Annotated in this window: 14 protein-coding genes; 11 read left to right on the top strand and 3 right to left on the bottom strand. The window is 61.4% G+C overall.

Annotated elements, in window-relative coordinates; genetic code table 11:
• Positions 1 to 161 precede the first annotated feature (161 nt).
• The 8 genes from CEW89_RS18790 to CEW89_RS18825 all read left to right on the top strand — a co-directional run bounded on the left by CEW89_RS18790 (position 162) and on the right by CEW89_RS18825 (position 7,598).
• A complete protein-coding gene (locus CEW89_RS18790; protein ID WP_066708551.1) occupies positions 162 to 1,763 on the top strand; it encodes a cytochrome ubiquinol oxidase subunit I in 1,602 nt (533 codons plus the stop codon).
• 6 nt (positions 1,764 to 1,769) lie between these two features.
• Positions 1,770 to 2,933 carry a cytochrome d ubiquinol oxidase subunit II gene (gene cydB, locus CEW89_RS18795; protein ID WP_066708553.1) on the top strand — a complete coding sequence of 388 codons (1,164 nt, stop codon included), beginning with the start codon at positions 1,770 to 1,772 and terminating at the stop codon, positions 2,931 to 2,933.
• Between the two features lie 14 nt (positions 2,934 to 2,947).
• Entirely contained in the window at positions 2,948 to 3,070 is a 123-nt protein-coding gene (gene cydX, locus CEW89_RS18800; protein ID WP_066708555.1) for a cytochrome bd-I oxidase subunit CydX, read from the top strand.
• 154 nt (positions 3,071 to 3,224) lie between these two features.
• Positions 3,225 to 4,541, top strand: coding sequence for an NAD(P)/FAD-dependent oxidoreductase (locus tag CEW89_RS18805; RefSeq protein WP_096806939.1), 1,317 nt, complete (start codon positions 3,225 to 3,227; stop codon positions 4,539 to 4,541).
• 12 nt (positions 4,542 to 4,553) lie between these two features.
• The gene (locus tag CEW89_RS18810; RefSeq protein WP_096806940.1) at positions 4,554 to 4,916 is read left to right on the top strand and encodes a DUF5368 domain-containing protein; all 363 of its coding nucleotides are present in this window, start codon (positions 4,554 to 4,556) and stop codon (positions 4,914 to 4,916) included.
• 226 nt (positions 4,917 to 5,142) lie between these two features.
• Positions 5,143 to 5,883, top strand: coding sequence for a glycosyltransferase family 2 protein (locus tag CEW89_RS18815; protein WP_096806941.1), 741 nt, complete (start codon positions 5,143 to 5,145; stop codon positions 5,881 to 5,883).
• A 4-nt stretch (positions 5,884 to 5,887) separates the two neighbouring features.
• Positions 5,888 to 6,202: a lipid-A-disaccharide synthase N-terminal domain-containing protein gene (locus CEW89_RS18820; RefSeq protein ID WP_066708563.1), complete on the top strand. Its 315-nt coding sequence runs from the start codon at positions 5,888 to 5,890 to the stop codon at positions 6,200 to 6,202.
• Positions 6,168 to 7,598 (top strand): ArnT family glycosyltransferase, encoded by a 1,431-nt coding sequence (locus tag CEW89_RS18825; RefSeq protein ID WP_096806942.1) that lies wholly within the window; start codon positions 6,168 to 6,170, stop codon positions 7,596 to 7,598. The genes CEW89_RS18820 and CEW89_RS18825 overlap by 35 nt, the downstream gene beginning before the upstream one ends.
• A 75-nt stretch (positions 7,599 to 7,673) precedes the next feature.
• Here the strand turns inward: CEW89_RS18825 and CEW89_RS18830 are convergent, their stop codons facing one another.
• A complete protein-coding gene (locus tag CEW89_RS18830; protein WP_096806943.1) occupies positions 7,674 to 8,363 on the bottom strand; it encodes a sugar transferase in 690 nt (229 codons plus the stop codon).
• A 557-nt stretch (positions 8,364 to 8,920) separates the two neighbouring features.
• On the opposite strand from CEW89_RS18830, the gene CEW89_RS18835 reads away from it, so the two are divergent.
• Together CEW89_RS18835 and CEW89_RS18840 are read left to right on the top strand one after the other, a co-directional pair.
• A complete protein-coding gene (locus tag CEW89_RS18835; RefSeq protein WP_096806944.1) occupies positions 8,921 to 9,907 on the top strand; it encodes an efflux RND transporter periplasmic adaptor subunit in 987 nt (328 codons plus the stop codon).
• Positions 9,900 to 13,181, top strand: a complete 3,282-nt coding sequence (locus tag CEW89_RS18840; protein WP_096806945.1) for an efflux RND transporter permease subunit — start codon at positions 9,900 to 9,902, stop codon at positions 13,179 to 13,181. Before CEW89_RS18835 ends, CEW89_RS18840 begins: the two co-directional genes overlap by 8 nt.
• 91 nt (positions 13,182 to 13,272) lie before the next feature.
• Here CEW89_RS18840 and CEW89_RS18845 read toward each other — a convergent pair whose 3' ends face one another.
• Complete coding sequence (locus CEW89_RS18845) at positions 13,273 to 15,342, bottom strand: methyl-accepting chemotaxis protein (RefSeq protein WP_096806946.1); 2,070 nt, start codon at positions 15,340 to 15,342, stop codon at positions 13,273 to 13,275.
• 141 nt (positions 15,343 to 15,483) lie between these two features.
• Positions 15,484 to 17,670 carry an NADP-dependent isocitrate dehydrogenase gene (locus CEW89_RS18850; RefSeq protein ID WP_096806947.1) on the bottom strand — a complete coding sequence of 729 codons (2,187 nt, stop codon included), beginning with the start codon at positions 17,668 to 17,670 and terminating at the stop codon, positions 15,484 to 15,486.
• A gap of 305 nt (positions 17,671 to 17,975) precedes the next feature.
• Between CEW89_RS18850 and CEW89_RS18855 the strand changes: the two genes are divergently transcribed.
• Positions 17,976 to 19,400: a circularly permuted type 2 ATP-grasp protein gene (locus CEW89_RS18855; protein WP_096806948.1), complete on the top strand. Its 1,425-nt coding sequence runs from the start codon at positions 17,976 to 17,978 to the stop codon at positions 19,398 to 19,400.
• Positions 19,401 to 19,408 lie beyond the last annotated feature (8 nt).

Consider the following 19,408-nt stretch of genomic DNA (forward strand, 5'->3'; position numbering starts at 1 on the left):
GGAAACGGGAGGGCGCGCCGCGATGTCGCGGTCACTTTAAGATACATCTGTAATATGGCATTCTTGATTTGGGTCAAAGTACCCCAGCGCGTGACGTTCTAATCCGGCGTTACAAAAGTGTATCTGCAAAACATGTTTTTGCAGGAAAGGAGCAAGGGAAAATGGAGTTCGGACTCGTTGAGCTGTCTCGTCTGCAATTCGCGATGACAGCCATGTACCATTTCCTCTTCGTGCCGCTCACGCTTGGTCTGTCGATCATCGTGGCGATCATGGAGACGGTCTACGTCATGACCGGCCGGCCTATCTGGCGGCAGATGACGAAATTCTGGGCAACTCTGTTCGGGATCAACTTCGTGCTCGGTGTGGCCACCGGGATCACGATGGAATTCCAGTTCGGCATGAACTGGTCCTACTACAGCCACTATGTCGGCGACATCTTCGGCGCACCGCTCGCCATCGAAGGGCTCATGGCCTTCTTCATGGAAGCGACCTTCGTCGGTCTGATGTTCTTCGGCTGGGACAAGATGTCCAAAGTCGCCCACATGATTGTCACCTGGCTGGTGGCCATCGGGTCGAACTTCTCCGCGCTCTGGATTCTCATCGCCAACGGCTGGATGCAAAACCCGGTCGGTGCCGAGTTCAACCCGGACTCGATGCGGATGGAGATGACCAACTTCTTCGACGTGGTGTTCAACGAAGTGGCCCAGGCCAAATTCGTACACACCGTTTCCGCCGGCTACGTGACCGCCTCGGTCTTCGTGCTGGGCGTGTCGTCCTGGTATCTGCTCAAAGGCCGTCACACGGAACTGGCTCGTCGCTCCATCGCGATCGCTGCCGCTTTCGGTCTGGCGTCCGCCTTCTCCGTGGTCATTCTGGGCGACGAGTCGGGTTATAACGCCACGCACACCCAGAAGATGAAACTCGCAGCCATCGAAGGCATGTGGGAGACTCAGGAAGCGCCTGCCTCCTTCACTCTCGTCGGTATTCCGGACCGTGAAGCGCGTGAAACCCATTACGCCATTCACATCCCCTATGCGATGGGCCTGATCGGCACCCGCTCTCTCACCGATCAGATCCCGGGCGTGGATCAGCTTGTGGCCGAGGCCAACGAGAAAATCCGCTCTGGCATCATCGCTTACGATGCGCTGATGACCATCCGCGAACAACGTGACGCGACCCCGGCTGAGGTGCGTGCGACGTTCGAGGAACATTCCGCCGATCTCGGTTTCGCCATGCTGCTCAAACGCTATGTGGACGATCCGCGTCAGGCCACCGACGAGCAAATCGCCATGGCCGCCGACGACACCGTGCCGGGCGTCGGGCCGCTGTTCTGGGCCTTCCGTCTGATGGTGGCTCTGGGCTTCAGCTTCATCGCCGTGATGCTCTACTTCTTCTACCGGGCATCTTTCCGGGGCATGAAATTCCCGCGTTGGGCGCTGCGTCTTGGCGTGATCATCATCCCGACCCCGTGGATTGCCGCGGAGCTTGGGTGGTTCGTGGCGGAATTCGGGCGTCAGCCCTGGACCGTGGACGGCGTTCTGCCGACGGCCCTGTCCGCCTCGCACCTGTCGATCACCGATCTGCTGATCACTCTGGCAGGCTTCGTGATCTTCTACACGGTGCTGTTCATCATCGAGATGGGCCTGATGATCAAATACATCAAAAAAGGACCGTATATCGACGTTGCCGAAACGGATGAATGGATGAAACGCCATGAAGCCCGCCTCAGCGCCGATGATGCGACCCTCAAGCCTGCGGAGTAACGAACGATGATCCTGCATGAATTCATGACTTTCGAAGTCCTTCGCGTGATCTGGTGGCTGCTTCTGGGCGTCCTGCTGATTGGCTTCGCGCTGACCGACGGGTTCGACATGGGCGTCGGTGCCCTCTTGCCCTTCGTCGGCAAGACCGACACCGAACGGCGCATCGTGATCAACACCATCGGCCCGGTCTGGGAAGGCAACCAGGTGTGGTTCATCCTCGGCGGTGGCGCGATCTTCGCGGCATGGCCGCCGCTCTACGCGGTGTCCTTTTCGGGCTTCTACCTGGCGATGTTCCTCGTCCTCGCCGCTCTCATCCTGCGTCCGGTCGGTTTCAAATACCGCTCCAAACGCGAGGGTGCGGCGTGGCGCCGGAACTGGGACTGGGCGCTCTTCGTGGGCGGCGCGGTTCCGGCCCTGATCTTCGGTGTCGCGGTCGGCAACGTGCTGCAAGGCGTGCCGTTCCACATCACCCCGGATCTGCTGATGCCCCGCTATGATGGCAACGCGATCATGAAGCTCCTGCTTCTGCTCAACCCCTTCGCACTGCTTGCCGGTGTGGTCTCCCTCTCCATGCTGCTGATGCATGGTGCGGCATGGCTCGGTCTGAAAACCGAAGGGGCGGTGCAGCAACGGGCGCAGAAGATCGGCACCGTCGCCGGCATCGTCGCCGCCGTGGCCTATGCTCTGGCCGGTGTCTGGCTCGCCTTTGGCATCAAAGGTTACCAGATCGTCGGTGAGGTGGTGAAAGACGGTCCGTCGAACCCGCTTCTTTCCGAGGTCACCCATGGTGGGTCCTGGATGCAGGCCTATTCCGATCGTCCCTGGATCGTCATCGCACCTGTGCTGGCCTTCTTCGGCATCGGTATGGCGGTTCTCGGTCTGCGCAAGGGCAAGGAAGTCTCCACCCTCTTGTGGTCGAAACTCGGCATCACCGGGATCATCTCCTCGGTCGGGCTCACGATGTTCCCGTTCATCCTGCCCTCGACCGTCGATCCGAACAGCTCTCTCACCGTTTGGGACAGCTCTAGCTCGCATCTGACCCTGTTCGTGATGCTGATCTGTGCGATTATCTTCGTGCCGATCATCCTCGCCTACACCGCATGGGTCTACAAAGTGCTCTGGGGTAAAGTCACCGAGGAAGAGCTCGAAACCAACGCTCAAAGCTACTGAGAAAGGAGCGACCTATGTGGTATTTCGCCTGGATCCTTGGGCTTCCGCTCGCCGCCCTCTTCGCCGTTCTGAACGCGATGTGGCTTGAGATGCGCGAAGATGCGCGCCTCGCAGACGAGCACGACGACACCGCCTGATCACGTCCCTTCTTCAGGTGGCATTGCTCCGGGGATGTCGTTCCACCATCCCCGGGGCGCCTATTCCAACGTTCCGCCCGCTGTCCGGTGGGCGGAATTTTCCGCACCAAAAAATATGCATACATATGCATGCAAATATATAATGGAGAGAGACATGCACTCACCCAATTCCCCCGCGGTGAACCGCCGGGGCTTCCTGGGGCTGGCCGCCGGCGCGACCGCGCTTGCCGCGACCTCCGGTGAAGCCCGCGCGGCCTCCGTCAAGACCAGCGCCAAGATCGTCATCATCGGCGCGGGCGCCGGCGGCACCGCGCTGGCCAACCGTTTGGTCGAACGCCTTGAGGGCGCTCAGATCACCCTGATCGACCCGCGCAAGAACCACCTCTATCAGCCGGGCCTGACACTGGTCGCCGCGGGTCTCAAACCCGCCGATTACGTGGTCTCCGAGACCACCGACTGGCTGCCGAAGGGCGTGACCCTCATTCAGGAAAAAGCCGCCGTCATCGACCCCGTCGCGAAAACCGTATCGACCGAGGGCGGCCAGACCCTCTCCTACGATTTCCTCGTCGTGGCCCCGGGGCTGATCCTCGATCACGACGCCATCGAAGGTTTTTCCCTCGACATGGTCGGCCAGAACGGCATCGGTGCGCTCTATGCGGGCCCGGACTATGCCGCCAAAACATGGCAGGCCGCGTCCAAATTCATCGAAGAGGGCGGTCATGGGGTCTTCACCCGTCCCGGCACCGAGATGAAATGCGCCGGTGCGCCGCTCAAACACACCTTCCTGATCGACGACCGTCTGCGTCGCGCGGGCAACCGTGGCAAGGCGGAGATCACCTATGGCGCCCATGACGGCGCGCTCTTCGGTGTGCCGATCGTGTCCGAGAAAGTGCGCATGCTCTTCCTCGATCGCGAGATCGCGCCGGTGTACCAGCACACGGTGAAATCCATCGACGCGGGCGCCAAGCGCGTGACCTTCAACACCGCCGACGGCACCGAGGAGATGGATTACGATTACATTCACCTCATCCCGCCGCAACGCGCCCCCGAGGTGATCCGTCAGTCCGGCCTGTCCTGGGCCGACAAATGGACGGACCAAGGCTGGGTCGAATGCGACATGGCCACGCTGCAACACCTGCGCTACCCGGACATCTGGGCGCTTGGCGACGTCGCCGGTGTGCCGAAAGGCAAAACCGCGGCTTCCGTCAAATGGCAGGTGCCGGTGGTCGAGGACCAGATCGTTTCCGCTATTGCGGGCACCACGCCGACCGAAACCTACGGCGGTTATACCTCCTGTCCGATGATCACCAAGATCGGCCGCGCCATGCTGGTGGAGTTCGACTACAACAACAACCTTCTGCCTTCCTTCCCGGGGATCATCCCGCCGCTCGAAGAGCTGTGGATTTCCTGGCTGATGAAAGAGGTTGCCTTGAAAGCCACCTACAACGCCATGCTGCGTGGCAAGGCCTGAGGAGAGAGCGACATGAAAGATCTTACGTTTCAGACCCTGATTGCCGTCTTCGAGGAAATATTCGGGCGTGGCCTGTTCTGGGCCATGGTGGTCGTCGCCACCGTGGTGACGCTGGCCTATCTATATGTGCTGATCCGCGACCGTGCGGTGAGCTGGCGCAAATTCCTCTGGGCCCAGCTTTCCATGCCGGTCGGAGCCGTGCTGGCCGTGTGGTTCGTCATGGCGATGACCCATTCCGCGCCCTCCGACATCGGCGGTGCGATCGACGTGATCGTTTTCCTCGGCGTCGCCGCGATGGGCGCGATCGGCATGGCCATTCTGGTCTATACCGTCCAGTCCCTCGTCAAACCGCCGAAGGCTGTGACCGAATCCTGAGGGTCGGTTCGTTCCGTTCGACCTGATGGGCGGGCGTCCCCGGTGTGCGGACCGGGGGCGCCTGTTTTTTGTCGTGAGGGTCGAAAGGGGCTGTCAGTGTCGCATGGCAGGCGAGCCGGAAAACGGGCTGGTCTGAGCCATGCATGCGGCGGAAGGGGCGTTTCACTTTACATCGCGGGGCGGCTCCGGTAATCGCGAAGGCGACTTGAGTTAGGGCCGTAAACGTATGTGTGACACCTCCATCATCATCCCGTGCCGCAACGAGGCGGAGAACATCGGGGCGCTGCTCGATGAGATCGCGGGCGCCTGCACGGAGATCGGACCGTATGAGATCATCGTGATCGACGATGCCTCCGACGACGGCATGGCGGATATTCTCTCTGCACGGATGCGGGCGATGCCGCAGCTTCGGGTGATCCGGCATGACGTTTCGGGGGGGCAATCGGCGGGGGTGCATTCCGGTGTGCGTGCGGCGCGCGGTACGATCTGTTGCACGCTCGATGGCGACGGCCAGAACCCGGGGACCGAAATCCCGAACATGATCGCGCCTTTTTCCGGGCCGAATGGCGCAAGGATCGGTGTCGTCGCCGGGCAGCGCGTCGGGCGTCAGGACACGTTTTCCAAACGCTACGCTTCGAAATTCGCCAATGCCCTGCGCGCGAAGATTTTGAAGGACGGCACACGCGACACCGGGTGCGGGCTCAAGGCGTTTCGCCGCGACGATTTTCTGGCGCTGCCCTATTTCGATCATATGCACCGCTATTTGCCAGCGCTGTTCGCCCGCGATGGCTGGGAGGTTGCGCATGTCGACGTGTCGCACCGGGCGCGCGGCGGCGGTCGGTCGCATTACTCGAACCTGCAACGCGGGCTTGTGGGCATTGTCGATCTGATGGGCGTGGCTTGGCTTTTGAAACGCCGCAAGAAATCGCGCCCGACCGAGGTGGTCGTGGACCGCGCGGAGGGCTGAGCCGATGCAAGGGCTGATGACGATCCTGCATGTCGAGACGACGGGCGAGCTCTGGTGGGTGCTGTTCGGCCTCGCGGCGCAGCTCATGTTCACCGCGCGCTTCCTTTTGCAGTGGATCGCCTCCGAGCGGGCGAAGAATTCGGTGATGCCGATCGCGTTCTGGTATTTCTCCCTCGTGGGCGGGCTGATGCTGTTTGCCTATGCGCTGTATCGCAAGGACCCGGTCTTCGTGCTGGGCCAGTCGCTTGGCGTGATCATCTATTCCCGCAACCTCTGGTTGATCTATGCAAACCGACGCGCCACAAAAGACGCCGCTTAAGGGCTGGTTGCCGCTGGCGCTGGTCTTTGCGGTCGTGGCGGTGGCGCTGCGGCTTGTGGCGCTGGCGTTTGATCGCACGGACCTGTTCGTCGATGAGGTGCAATACTGGTTCTGGGGCCAGAACCTCGATTTCGGCTATTATTCCAAACCGCCGCTGATCGGCTGGGTGATCCGTCTGGCCACCGATCTGGCGGACTCCGATGCGGCCTTCTGGGTGCGGATGCCCGGCGCGGTGCTGCACGGCATCACGGCGCTTTTGCTGGGCGCACTCGCGGCCCGGGTTCAGGGGCGCGCTGCGGCGCTCTGGACCGTGGCGATTTACCTGAGCCTGCCTTTCGTGGCGCTGGGTTCGGTGATGATCTCCACAGACACCGTCATGGCACCGTTCTATGCCGCGGCTCTGCTGTTCTTCTTTCGCACCGCCGAGACGCGCCGGGCAGGGGATGCGCTCGCGGTCGGTCTCTTTGCTGGGTTTGCCTTCATGGCGAAATATGCGGGGATCTATTTCCTGGTCGGCTCGGCGCTTGTCATGCTGAGCCAGCCTGCGCTGCGCCCCGGCTGGCGCAATCTCGGGCTGATGATCCTGGCTTTCGCGGTCGTGATCTCGCCGAATGTGCTTTGGAACCTGTCGCATGACCTGACCACCGTGTCGCATACGATGGACAATGCCGGTTGGGTGCGCGATGGCGCGGCGTTCGATCTCGGTTCGCTGGCGACCTTCCTCGCCAGCCAGTTCGGGGTGTTCGGCCCGGTGACCATGGGCGCGTTGATCCTCGCCTATTTGCGCCCGCACGGCGGGCTGCGTCCGGCGCTCGTGCTGTTCTCTCTTCCGGCGCTTGTGGTGGTGAGCGTGCAGGCGCTGCTGGATCAGGCCTATGCCAACTGGGCGATTGCGACCTATTTCGCGGGCACGGTCCTTGCGGTCACCGTCATGACACGGTTCTGGCGGATCGTGGCGCTGTCGCTCAATCTGGTGCTTGCCCTGAGCCTGCCAGTGCTGATCGTGCTCGCGCCCTGGCCGGAGATCGGCGGCAAGCCGGTTCTGGAGCGCTATCTCGGTCGCCATGCCCTCTCCGAGAGCATCCTCGATCTGGCGGAGGCGGAGGAGCTTCCGGTCGTGACCGGCAATCGCGATATTCTTGCCGATCTGTTCTACACCGGGCGGGATCGGGACGTTGCGCTTTATGCCATGCCGGAGATCGGGCGCGCGTCGAGCTATTATGCGCAGAACCAAGCGCTGCCGGACAGTATCACCGGTGAGGTCTTGGTGGTCGTGACCGGGACATTGCCCTGTGATGCCGCGCCCCTCGAAGGGCTCGATCTGCGCGGAATTTATGCCGGCCGTCGGGTGAAGATCGGGCGAGCCGCAGCGGAGTGCTTGCGCGAAACCCCGTAAATGTGCGGTCAGCGCGCCCATCCTCGGGTGCTCTGGTGAGTTTCGGGACTGATCTCCGCGATGGATTGCAGAGTGTCAGTGGCCGGTGGATTTAAGTACGACGGTGACTGTGCGCAGGATCAGGGCCAGATCGGCCAGAAGGCTGAGTTTGCGGTCATAGAGATTGTCGTAGCGCACGCGGGCGACAAAGCTGCTTTCGCCGCGACCGGAGACCTGCCAGACGCCTGTCAGGCCAGGGCGAAGACGGAAATAGGCCTCGCCCTTGGCAGCTTCATACATCACCTGTTGCGCGGGCAGAAAAGGGCGGGGGCCGACGAAACTCATGTCGCCCTTGAAGATGTTCAAAAGCTGCGGCAGCTCGTCGAGCGAAGTCTTGCGGATGAAATGGCCGATTTTCGTGACCCGAGGGTCGTGACGCAGCTTCTGATAGGTCTGCCATTCCTCGGCGATTTCGGGGTTCTCCCGGCACAGCTTGACCAGCAGTTCATCGGCATTGATGTGCATCGAGCGCAATTTGTAGAACTGGAACACCTTGCCGTTCCGCCCGACCCGACGCTGGGCATAAAACGCGGGTCCGCCATCGAGTTTGACGAGCCCGGCGAGGATGAGGATCACCGGCAGAACCATGGGGATGACCAGCAGCAGGAACAGGATGTCGAACGTGCGTTTGCCCAGGCTGCGGTAAAGTGAAAATTTCACCGGTGCGGCGGAGGAGACATTTGTCGTCGAGGCGAAGTCTTGATTGGACTTGGAAACATATGTCATTTTTCTGCCTTTAAATCGTTAAGCGCCCGATCGTGTGGAGGAAGGGCCGACCTGTTTTCTATGCTCTGATGCTGCGGGATTCGAGCTGAGATGCTGCAGTGCATACTCTACCCTAGCGTGTTTTTGTCACGATCATATGAGAACAACGCAAGGCCGGATGATAATTAACAATATACGATGCTTTTTTGATCCTTTCGGCGAATTTAAGCCGAAAATCAATAGGAAAATAGGCGGTTCGTGGCCAGATTATGGTTAACGTGGCGGCCGTGACGATGATCCGTAGGTGCTGTGCGATTCGGTGTGGTCGGGAGATCGAACGGATGAGGGGGGCTTGTGAAAGCCATGAGCGCGCTGCGTTGCGGCGTCGTGGGGTTGGTGCCTCACCCGGATGGGGGAGGGCCACGGTGAGAGGGTCTCGCTCCGAGGCGAATAGCCTATCATATTCTTCGATCAACAGTATACTTGCGTATGGTAGGGAATTTGCTACATATGCAAAAAGTTGAATATCAGGTCTGCGCCTGAGGGGGCAAAGACCGTTTCTCAGAACAGAGGTCCAAATGCGCCGCGCCTTTATGCTTACGATGACGTTCCTGCCGGGATTGCTCCTGGCCGGAAGTCCCGCCCTGTCGGAAACCCTCACCCTGTCGCCTCAATCGGTGACGGAGTGGAAACCGGTTTATGCCGAAGTCGAGACCCGGGATCAGGTTCCGGCACGTGCGCGGATCGGGGGAACGATCACCACGCTGGACGTGACCGAAGGCGATCTCGTCAAGGCGGGTCAACGTGTGGCGCTGATCGAGGACACCAAGCTGCAGTTTCAGATCGAGGGCATCGACGCCCAGCTCACCGCCTATGCCTCCCAACTTGAAAAGGCCCAGGACGATCTGGCCCGGGGGCAGTCGCTTTCCGAACGCGGGGTGATTTCCACCTCGAGCCTGCAAGCGTTGCAGACCAATGTGAACGTGCTCGAAGGCCAGATCACGGCGCTGCAAGCCGATCGTCAGGTGATTGCGCGCCAGATTGAGGAGGGCGAGGTTCTCGCTCCCGAAGACGGCATGGTGATCGACGTGCCGGTGTCGCGTGGTGCGGTGATCATGGGGGGCGAGAATGTTGCCACCATCGCCGCCGGAAACGCCTATCTGCGTCTGGGGGTTTCGGAACGCTATGCCGGCAATCTCAAACAGGGCGATGACATCGAGATTTACGAGATCGGCGGCACGCGCATGGGCAAGCTGGCCAAGATTTACCCGCTGATCGAAAGCGGCCGGGTCGAGGCGGATGTCGAGGTCGAGGGGCTGGACGCCAGCTTCATCGGGCGTCGGGTCCAGGTGCGCCTGCCGGTCGGCAGCCACGAAGCGCTTCTGGTGCCTGTGACGGCGCTGTCGCAGGAAGGCGGGCTCGATTTCGTGACCGTGGAAACCCATGGCCATGCCTCCGAACGGGTGGTCGTGCCGGGCAATACGCTGCATCTCGAGGATGGCGACTACGTGGAAATCCTGAGCGGGCTCTCCGCCGGCGATGTGGTGGTGACGTCTCATGAGTAATCCGCAGGGCCCGACGGGCTCGCTCGGCATTGCCGGGCGGCTGACCCGTTCCTTCATCCTTTCCCCCCTGACCCCGCTCTTCCTCTTGGCCGCTCTGGCCGTCGGGATGATCGCGCTGATCTCGCTGCCGCGCGAAGAGGAGCCGCAGATTTCGGTGCCTCTGGTGGACATCCATGTCCAGACCCCCGGCCTGAAGGCACAGGACGGGTTGAAGCTTGTAACCGAACCGCTCGAGACCATCGTCAAGGGCATCGACGAGGTCGAGCACGTCTATTCCCAAAGCAATGACGATTCCGTCATGGTCACCGCCCGTTTCGAAGTGGGCGTGCCGTCGGAAACCGCCATCGTGCGGGTGCGCGACCGGATCATGGCCAATCTCGACCGTTTGCCGGTCGGCATCGACGAGCCGCTTGTGGTCGGGCGCGGCATCAACGATGTCGCCATCGTGGCGCTGACCTTCTCGCCCAATGACAACAATCCGGACATGAGTGCGGCCGATCTCACCCGCGTGGTGAAAGAGGTCGAAACCCGGCTGTCGCAGATCGAGAACGTCGGGCTTACCTATGTGATCGGCGGCACCGACGAAGCGCTGCGGGTGGCTCCGGATCCGGAGAAACTGGCTCTTTATGGCGTCACGCTGCAACAGCTCGTCGGCAAGGTGCAGGGTGCGAATTCCGCCGCGCCGACAGGCATGTTGCGTGACGGTGGCGAACAGATCGGCTTGATCGTCGGCAAGACGCTGACCACGCCGGAACAGATCGGCAATCTCGAACTGACCGCGCGCGACGGGCGCACGGTCTATGTGCGCGATGTGGCCGATGTCGCCTTTGTTTCCGATCTCGACGAGCATTATGTCGCGACGCTGACCCGCGCTGGCGCGGATCAGATGGGGGAGGGCGAAGAGGCCACCGCGCATGCCGCCATAGATCTCGATGCGCCGGTGATCCGCCGCCCGGCGGTCACGCTGGCCATTGCCAAACGCGCCGGTGCCAATGCCGTAATCGTGGCCGATGAAATCCTGCACCGCGTGGAGACGATGAAGGGCGAGATCATTCCCGACAGCGTCTCCGTCGAAGTGACCCGCGACTATGGCGAGACCGCGAACGAGAAGGCCAACGAACTGCTGTTCCACCTGGGGCTTGCGACGCTGTCCATCGTCGGTCTGGTGCTGATCGCCATCGGCTGGCGCGAAGCCGTGGTGGTTGCGATCGTCATCCCGGTGACCATCCTTCTGACGCTCTTTGCCTCCTATATCATGGGCTATACGCTCAACCGCGTGTCGCTGTTCGCGCTGATCTTCGCCATCGGGATTCTCGTCGACGACGCCATCGTGGTGATCGAGAACATCGCGCGGCACTGGGGGATGAAACGTCCGGGGCAGAACCGCTTCGGCGCCGCCGTGGCCGCCGTGGCGGAGGTTGGCAACCCGACCATCGTCGCCACGCTCACCGTGGTGGTGGCGCTTCTGCCGATGCTCTTTGTCTCGGGCATGATGGGGCCGTACATGTCGCCGATCCCGGCGAACGCCTCCGCCGCGATGATCTTTTCCTTCTTCGTGGCGGTGATGATCACGCCCTGGCTCATGCTGAAAATCGCGGGCCGGGCGGAATTGCATCATGACGGTGCGCACGCGGAAGGCGAGGTGCCCGGGGGCAAGCTCGGCAAGCTTTATGCGGCCGTCGCACGCCCGGTGCTGCACTCCAAAGGGCATGCCTGGATTTTCCTGATCGCCGTGATCGTGCTGTCCTTCGGCTCGCTCGGGGCGCTCTACACCAAACATGTCACCGTCAAACTTCTGCCCTTCGATAACAAATCCGAGCTTTCCGTGATGATCGACCTGCCCGAGGGCTCCTCGGTCGAGGCGACCGATGCGGTGGCGCAGGAGGCGGGGCGTCTCGCCATGACCCTGCCGGAGGTGATCTCGGCCCAGACCCATGCGGGTACGCCGGGGGCGTTCAACTTCAACGGTCTCGTTCGGCACTATTATCTGCGGGAATACCCGCAGATGGGTGAGGTGCAGATCAAGCTTCTGCCGAAGGGGGAGCGGGACCGGACCTCGCATGACATCGCGCTCGAACTGCGTGAGATGTTGCGCGAGGGCATCACGGTGCCGCCGGGGACCGCGATGAAAGTGGTCGAACCGCCGCCGGGCCCGCCGGTGATCTCGACGCTTCTGGCCGAAGTCTACGGTCCCGACGGGGAGACCCGCCGTGCCGTGGCCGACAAGGTGCGCGAAGCGTTCGAAAGCGTCGATTTCATCGTCGACACGGACGACAGCTATGGTGAGCAGGCTCGGCGTTTGCGGGCGGAAATGAAGCCGTCCGACCTGAATTTCTATCAGGTGGCCGAGGCCGATGCGGCGCAGACCCTGCAATATCTCAACAGCTATTCCACGATCGGCTATTCGCATCGTGGCGAGGGGCGGCGTCCGATTCCGATTGTGGTCGGTCGGGACAAGACGGATCGCGTGCTGGATGCGGCGGCGCTTTCGACGCCGGTTCCGGCCAATGCTCTGCCCGGCGGGCGTGGCGTGGTCGAGTTGGGCGATGTGGTGGAGATCACGGAGGAAACCACCTCCTATCCGATCTTCCGGCACAACGGCTATGACGCGGAAATGGTTCAGGCGGAGCTGGCCGGGACTTATGAAGCGCCGCTCTACGGCATGCTGGCCGTGGCCGACAAAATCGACGAGATGGACTGGCCCGAGGGGATGAAACCGGAGATTTCGCTGCATGGGCAACCCACAGACACCTCGAAGCCCGTGCTTCTGTGGGATGGCGAGTGGGAGGTGACCTGGGTCACGTTCCGCGACATGGGGGCGGCCTTCGGCGTGGCGCTTCTGGGGATTTACATCCTCGTGGTGGCACAATTTGGGTCCTTCCGCCTGCCGCTGGTGATCCTGACGCCGATCCCGCTGACCTTCCTCGGCATCATCACCGGGCACTGGCTGTTTGGCGCGCCCTTCTCTGCGCCCTCGATGATCGGTTTCATCGCATTGGCAGGGATCATTGTGCGCAACTCGATCCTTCTGGTCGATTTCATCCGCAATGCCGATGACGAGGGCAAGGTGACGACGGAGATCCTGATCGAGGCCGGGGCGACGCGGTTCAAACCGATCCTTCTGACCGCCGTGGCGGCCATGATCGGTGCGGCGGTGATCCTCGCGGATCCGATCTTCCAGGGGCTCGCGATCTCGCTGTTCTTCGGGCTTCTGACCTCGACCGCCTTGACGGTTCTGGTGATCCCGGCGATCTACCGGATCTTCAAGATGTAAGAGCGGCAGGGTCGAAACACATGAGGGGAGCGCCTGGCGCTCCCCTTTTTTCATGCGCGGCATTTGCAGTGTTGCGCTTTGGGCCGAAGGCTCAGGCGCTACGGGCAAACGGCGGTTGCGACTGAACGGAGGCGGAAGGCGGCACGACGACGGAGAAGAAGGACAGGTCCTCTTCCATCGTGCCGACATTGTTACGCAGGTTGACCGTCGCCGCGTTGGTCTCCTCCGACATGGCGGCGTTTTGCTGGGTTGTCTGGTCGAGCTGGTTGATCGCCGAGCTCAACTCTCCTAGGCCGGTGGCCTGTTCCGTAGTCGAGGTCGCTACCTGTGCGATGCCTTCGTGGATTTTCTCGGCCACCTCGCGAATGCGGGCGAGGGCGGATCCGGCTTCGCGGACCAGTTCGACGCCGCCGGAGACCTGCGCGGTCGCGGTGGAAATCAGGGTCGCGATCTCGCGTGCGGCCTCCGAGGAGCGTTGCGCCAGCGCGCGCACCTCGGAGGCGACGACGGCAAAGCCCCGCCCGGCCTCGCCGGCCCGCGCCGCCTCGACGCCTGCGTTGAGCGCCAGAAGGTTGGTCTGGAAGGCGATGTCGTCGATCACGGAGGTGATCGAGGCCACCTGTTTCGATGAGGTTTCGATCTCGTCCATGGCGGTGATGGCACGGTCGACCACCTCTCCGGCCTGTACCGTATGGGTACGAGCCTCGCCGGAGCGGCTCTGGACCTGACTGGCGGTTTCGGCCACGCCCTTCACCGAGGCGACGAGCTGGTCGAGGGCGGCGGCGCTTTCCTCGAGGGTTGCGGCCTGATGCTCGGTGCGGCGGGCCAGATCGTCGGTGGCCTGACCGATGGAATCGGCTTCCGATTTGACCAGTTGCGCGCCGTCGGCAATGCCGCCGACAATCTCGCGCAGGCGCGAGATCGTGGCGTTGAAATTAACGCGAATGTCGTCGAACTCCCCAAGGTTCTGGTCCAGTTGCACGGACAGATCGCCCTTGGAGAGATGATCGAGCCCGGCCATGAGCGTGTCGGCGGTCAGGCGGTAAATGGTTGTGTCGACAGCGAATTTCACGACTTTCACAACCTCTCCCGCGGCATTGCGGATCGGGTTGTAACTGGCGCGGATGGTGACCTTCTTGCCGCCCTTGCCCAAGCGGTCGTATTCGTCACTGAGCGCTTCGCCCCGGCGCAGCTTGTCCCAGAACGCCTTGTAGTCGGCAGAGGCGGCATAGCTGGGCTCGACGAACATGGCATGAGGTTTGCCGATGATTTCCTGGTTGGTATAGCCCATGACGTCGCAGAAGATCCGGTTGGCATGTGTGATGGTGCCATCGGGGCTGAATTCGATCACGGCCTGCACCTTCTGGATCGCGTCGATCTGGCCGCGGGCGTCGGCCTCCATGTTTTTGGCCTTGGTGATGTCGAAGGCGTATTTCACCACCTTGAAAGGCCGCCCTTCCGGGTCGATCAGGGTCTCGTAGGTGGATTCGAGCCAGAGGATCTTGCCACCCTTGCCAATGCGTTTGACCTGGCCTTTTTCGGAGGAGCCCTTCGCGAGACGCTCCCAGAAATCGCGATAGGCCTGTGTGCCGGTCTCTCCCGCAGGCATGAAAATGCGATGGTGTTGGCCGCGGATTTCCTCGAGGGTATAACCGGTCGCTTCGAGAAACAGGGTGTTGGCCCAGATGATATTGCCCGTGAGGTCGAACTCGATATAGGCCATCGAGCGCTTGATCGCGTCCTCTTTCGAGCGGTTGTCGCGGCGTTTGAGATGCATTTCCGAGATCTCGCGGCCAATGACGTAGATCGCGTCGATCTTGCCATCCTTGTCCCGGTGCGGGCTATAGGTGGCGGAGAACCAGATTTCTTCACCTTTCTTGTTCAATCGCGGCGCGATGCCCTTGTGGATCTTGCCGGCGCGGACGCTGGCCCAAAGCTCGGAGGCGGTCTGTTTGTCCTTGGCGCGCACGAAGAAGCTGTAATCCTTGCCGATCGCTTCTTCGGCGCTGTAGCCGGTGGTTTCGCAAAACAGATCGTTCACCGTCAGGATCGTGCCGTCCGGAGCACAGCACACGACGACATGGGTCTCCTCGAGCACCTGTTCGAGCGGAGAGAGCGATTTCGGTTTGCTGTCGTGTTTCCTGTTGAAGATGGCGATCATACCGGCGGTCCTGGTTCTGGGATTTGCCAGAAACTTTACGCAATCCATCTTACTGAATGGTTTAAGCGTGCAGGCAACCGGAAACATCACGAAAAAGGGCGCCGCGAAGGGCGCCCTTTTCCTGTGATTTCAAGCGACTGATCAGCCGATGATCGCGTTCAGCGTGGCCGAGGGGCGCATGATGGACGCCACCTTGGCAGGGTCGGCGTGGTAATACCCACCCATATCGGCGGGCTTGCCCTCATCCGCTTTCAGCTCGTCGAGGATGACCGATTCCTTGTCGGCCAGCTCTTTCGCTATGGGGGCGAAATGGGCGGCCAACTCGGCGTCGTCGCCTTGGGCGGCCAGAGCCTCGGCCCAGTAGCGGGCGAACCAGTAATGCGAGGAGCGGTTGTCGTTCTGGCCGACTTTGCGCTCCGGCGATTTGCCTTCCATCAGGAGTTTGGTGGTGGCGTCTTCCACGGCTTTGCCCAGCACGGCGGCTTTCGGGCGACCTTTGGTGGCGAGGAAGTTGTAGCTTTCCCCCAGTGCACAGAACTCGCCCAAGGAGTCCCAACGCAGGTGGTTTTCTTCGATCACCTGTTGAACGTGTTTCGGTGCGGAGCCACCGGCACCGGTTTCGAACATGCCGCCGCCGTTCATCAGTTTCACGATGGAGAGCATTTTGGCGGAGGTGCCCAGTTCCAGGATCGGGAACAGGTCGGTGAGGTAGTCACGCAGCACGTTGCCGGTGATGGTCACGACATCCTTGCCCTTGCGCATCTCTTCCCAGGTGAAGCGGGTTGCCGTGCGCGGGTCCATGATCGGGATGTCCTTGCCAGCTTCTTTCAGCGCCGGTTCGACGTATTTGATCAGCTCGGCGTCATGGGCGCGGTTCTTGTCGAGCCAGAATGCGCCGGTGCCGGTGGCATCGAAACGCTCGATCCCGAGTTGAATCCAATCGAGGATCGGGGCTTTCTTCGCGGTGCAGGAGCGCCAGATGTCGCCTGCTTCGACCTCGTTCGACAGAAGCACTTCGCCGCTGTCCAGAACGATGGAGACGGTGCCGTCGGCGGACATCTCGAAGGTGGTCGGGTGGGAACCGTATTCCTCGGCCTTCTGCGCCATCAGGCCGACGTTGGACACGGCGCCACAGGTGGTGACGTCCAGCGTGCCGGTCTCTTTGAAATACTCGACCGTCTCGTCATAGACGCAGGCGTAGGAGTTGTCCGGGATGCAGCATTTGGTGTCGGCCGCTTTGCCATCCGGGCCCCAGCCGATGCCACCGGCCTTGATCACGGCGGGCATGGAGGCGTCGATGATCACATCCGACGGCACGTGCAGGTTGGTGATGCCTTTGTCACTGTCGACCATATACATCGCCGGTTTGGCCGCGAGTGCGGCTTTCAGATCGGCTTCCATCTCGGCATTGCCTGCGATGAGTTTTTCCAACGCGCCGATGCCGGAGTTCGGGTTGAAATCGAGCTTGTCACCGTGTTTCGCAAGGAAGTCTTCGAGGTAGACCGACACGAAATGGCCGAAGATGATCGGGTCGGAGACCTTCATCATCGTGGCTTTCAGGTGGACGGAGAACAGCACGCCCGGCTCCATACTCGCGACTTCATTCTTGATATAGGCGGTCAGCGCCTTGGCGGACATGAAGGTCGCGTCGACGATCTCGCCTTCGAGATATTTGAGACCGGATTTCAGAACCGTCTCGGAGCCATCCTTGGCGGTGAAGACGATTTTCGCGCCACCGGCCTGAGCGGCGGTGATGGTCGCGGCTTTCTCATTGGCGAAGAAATCCCCGCCCGGCATCGCGGCGACGGTGGTTTTCGAGGAGGATGTCCACTCACCCATGCGGTGCGGGTTGGCTTTCGCGTATTCTTTCACGGCCTTGGCGGAGCGACGGTCGGAGTTGCCTTCGCGCAGCACCGGGTTCACGGCGGAGCCTTTGACGGTGTCGTATTTGGCACGGACGGCTTTTTCCTCATCCGTCTGCGGATCGGCCGGGTAGGCCGGGATCGGGTAGCCCTGGGATTGCAGTTCCTTGATCGCGGCTTCGAGCTGCGGCACGGAGGCCGAGATGTTCGGCAGTTTGATGACGTTGGCGTCGGGGGTTTTCACCAGTTCGCCAAGCTCGGCGAGGTCATCGGACACACGCTGGTCGTCGGAGAGCAACTCGGGGAAGAGGGCGAGGATACGACCCGCGAGCGAGATGTCCTTGGTCGCCACGTTCACGCCTGCGGCCTCGGAGAAGGACTGGATGATCGGCAGGAGCGAGCCACGGGCAAGCTCGGGGGCTTCGTCCACGATGGTGTAGATGATGTCGGGGGTCTTGTCGGCCATTTGGTCCTCCACGGTCACGAACATGCAGCGGGGCAAAATGGCCCGGTCTGCGCTTGGCAAACCGGGTAGCGAGTTCGGCGCCGCAAGTCAATGTGTGCGAATGTATACCGATGGGGGCTGCGACGCTGAGTCCCCCGCCGTAGCGCTTTGGGGGCGACGCTTCGGGGCGCGGGGACGGGCTGGAAAATACCGGAGAATGTGGTTTGATCAAAAAACAGGCGAATGCGCATTTGATCACCGCTATCGTTTTGGGGAATGCGCGAATCCGATTGTGAAGCGCTTCGGGCAGGTTCTAAATTCAAGCTATGAGCGAGGACCAAATCTTTGATGAGATGTGGGGGCGCGACGATACGCTGCGCACACCCTACACGGAATTTCAGGGCTGGTTTCAGGACGAAGACCTGAAACGGCTCCGTGCAAAACAACGCGAGGCGGAAGAGGTTTTCCGCCTTACGGGCATCACTTTCAACGTTTACGGCCGGGCCGAGGCCGAGGAACGTCTCATTCCTTTCGACATCATCCCCCGGATCATTTCCGGGCGTGAATGGCAAAAGCTGTGCAAGGGGATCGAGCAGCGGGTGCGGGCGATCAACGCCTTTCTCTATGATATCTACAACCGGCAGGAGATCATCAAGGCCGGGCGTCTGCCGCAGGAGATGATCGCGCGCAACGAGGCGTTTTTGCCGCAGATGATCGGGATGATGCCGCCGGGCGGGATCTATACCCATATCGTCGGCATCGACCTTGTGCGCACCGGCCCCGACCAGTTCTATGTGCTCGAAGACAATGCGCGCACGCCCTCGGGTGTCTCCTATATGCTGGAGAACCGCGAGACGATGCTCCAGATGTTCCCGGAGTTGTTCTCCCGCAACCGGGTGCAGCCCGTCCAGAACTACCCGGCCAACCTGCGCCGCTCTCTCGCCGCCTGTGCGCCGAACCGCTGCGAAGGAGGCCCGACCGTCGCCGTTCTGACGCCGGGGATCTACAACTCCGCCTATTTCGAACACGCGTTCCTCGCCGATCAGATGGGCGTCGAACTGGTCGAAGGCCATGACCTTCGGGTGGTCGATGGCAAGGTCGCCATGCGCACCACTGAAGGTTACAAGGCGATCGACGTGCTCTATCGCCGCGTCGATGACGATTTTCTCGATCCGCTCAATTTCAACCCGGAAAGCGCGCTGGGCATTCCCGGCATCATGGATGTCTACCGTTCCGGTGGGATCACCATCGCCAACGCGCCCGGCACCGGCATTGCCGACGACAAGGCGATCTACAGCTACATGCCCGACATCGTCGAATTCTACACCGGCGAGAAGGCGATCCTCGAGAACGTGCCGACATGGCGTTGTTCGGACCCCGACAGCCTGGCCTATGTGCTCGACAACCTCTCCGAGCTTGTCGTCAAGGAAGTGCATGGTTCCGGTGGGTATGGCATGCTGATCGGGCCGACCTCGTCCAAGAAAGAAATCGCAGAGTTCCGCAAGAAACTGATGAGTAAGCCGGGCAATTACATTGCCCAGCCAACGCTCTCTCTGTCCACCGTGCCGATCTTCACCAAGGCGGGGCTTGCGCCGCGTCACGTCGATCTTCGGCCCTTTGTCCTCTGTAGCCCCGAAGGCATCAACATCACGCCGGGTGGTCTTACCCGCGTGGCGCTGAAAAAGGGCTCGCTCGTGGTGAACTCGTCGCAAGGCGGCGGCACCAAGGACACATGGGTATTGGAGGACTGACGCGATGG

Source organism: Celeribacter ethanolicus, from assembly GCF_002407265.1.
Classification (GTDB): Bacteria; Pseudomonadota; Alphaproteobacteria; order Rhodobacterales; family Rhodobacteraceae; genus Celeribacter; species Celeribacter ethanolicus.

Excerpts from the sequence above, each read along its gene's own strand:
- CEW89_RS18855 (WP_096806948.1), top strand. The coding sequence starts at position 17,976 with ATGAGCGAGGACCAAATCTTTGATGAGATGTGGGGGCGCGACGATACG.
- CEW89_RS18805 (WP_096806939.1), top strand. The coding sequence starts at position 3,225 with ATGCACTCACCCAATTCCCCCGCGGTGAACCGCCGGGGCTTCCTGGGG.
- CEW89_RS18810 (WP_096806940.1), top strand. The coding sequence starts at position 4,554 with ATGAAAGATCTTACGTTTCAGACCCTGATTGCCGTCTTCGAGGAAATA.
- CEW89_RS18850 (WP_096806947.1), bottom strand. The coding sequence starts at position 17,670 with ATGGCCGACAAGACCCCCGACATCATCTACACCATCGTGGACGAAGCC.
- CEW89_RS18840 (WP_096806945.1), top strand. The coding sequence starts at position 9,900 with ATGAGTAATCCGCAGGGCCCGACGGGCTCGCTCGGCATTGCCGGGCGG.
- CEW89_RS18825 (WP_096806942.1), top strand. The coding sequence starts at position 6,168 with ATGCAAACCGACGCGCCACAAAAGACGCCGCTTAAGGGCTGGTTGCCG.
- CEW89_RS18835 (WP_096806944.1), top strand. The coding sequence starts at position 8,921 with ATGCGCCGCGCCTTTATGCTTACGATGACGTTCCTGCCGGGATTGCTC.
- CEW89_RS18815 (WP_096806941.1), top strand. The coding sequence starts at position 5,143 with ATGTGTGACACCTCCATCATCATCCCGTGCCGCAACGAGGCGGAGAAC.
- CEW89_RS18820 (WP_066708563.1), top strand. The coding sequence starts at position 5,888 with ATGCAAGGGCTGATGACGATCCTGCATGTCGAGACGACGGGCGAGCTC.
- cydX (WP_066708555.1), top strand. The coding sequence starts at position 2,948 with ATGTGGTATTTCGCCTGGATCCTTGGGCTTCCGCTCGCCGCCCTCTTC.
- cydB (WP_066708553.1), top strand. The coding sequence starts at position 1,770 with ATGATCCTGCATGAATTCATGACTTTCGAAGTCCTTCGCGTGATCTGG.
- CEW89_RS18790 (WP_066708551.1), top strand. The coding sequence starts at position 162 with ATGGAGTTCGGACTCGTTGAGCTGTCTCGTCTGCAATTCGCGATGACA.
- CEW89_RS18845 (WP_096806946.1), bottom strand. The coding sequence starts at position 15,342 with ATGATCGCCATCTTCAACAGGAAACACGACAGCAAACCGAAATCGCTC.
- CEW89_RS18830 (WP_096806943.1), bottom strand. The coding sequence starts at position 8,363 with ATGACATATGTTTCCAAGTCCAATCAAGACTTCGCCTCGACGACAAAT.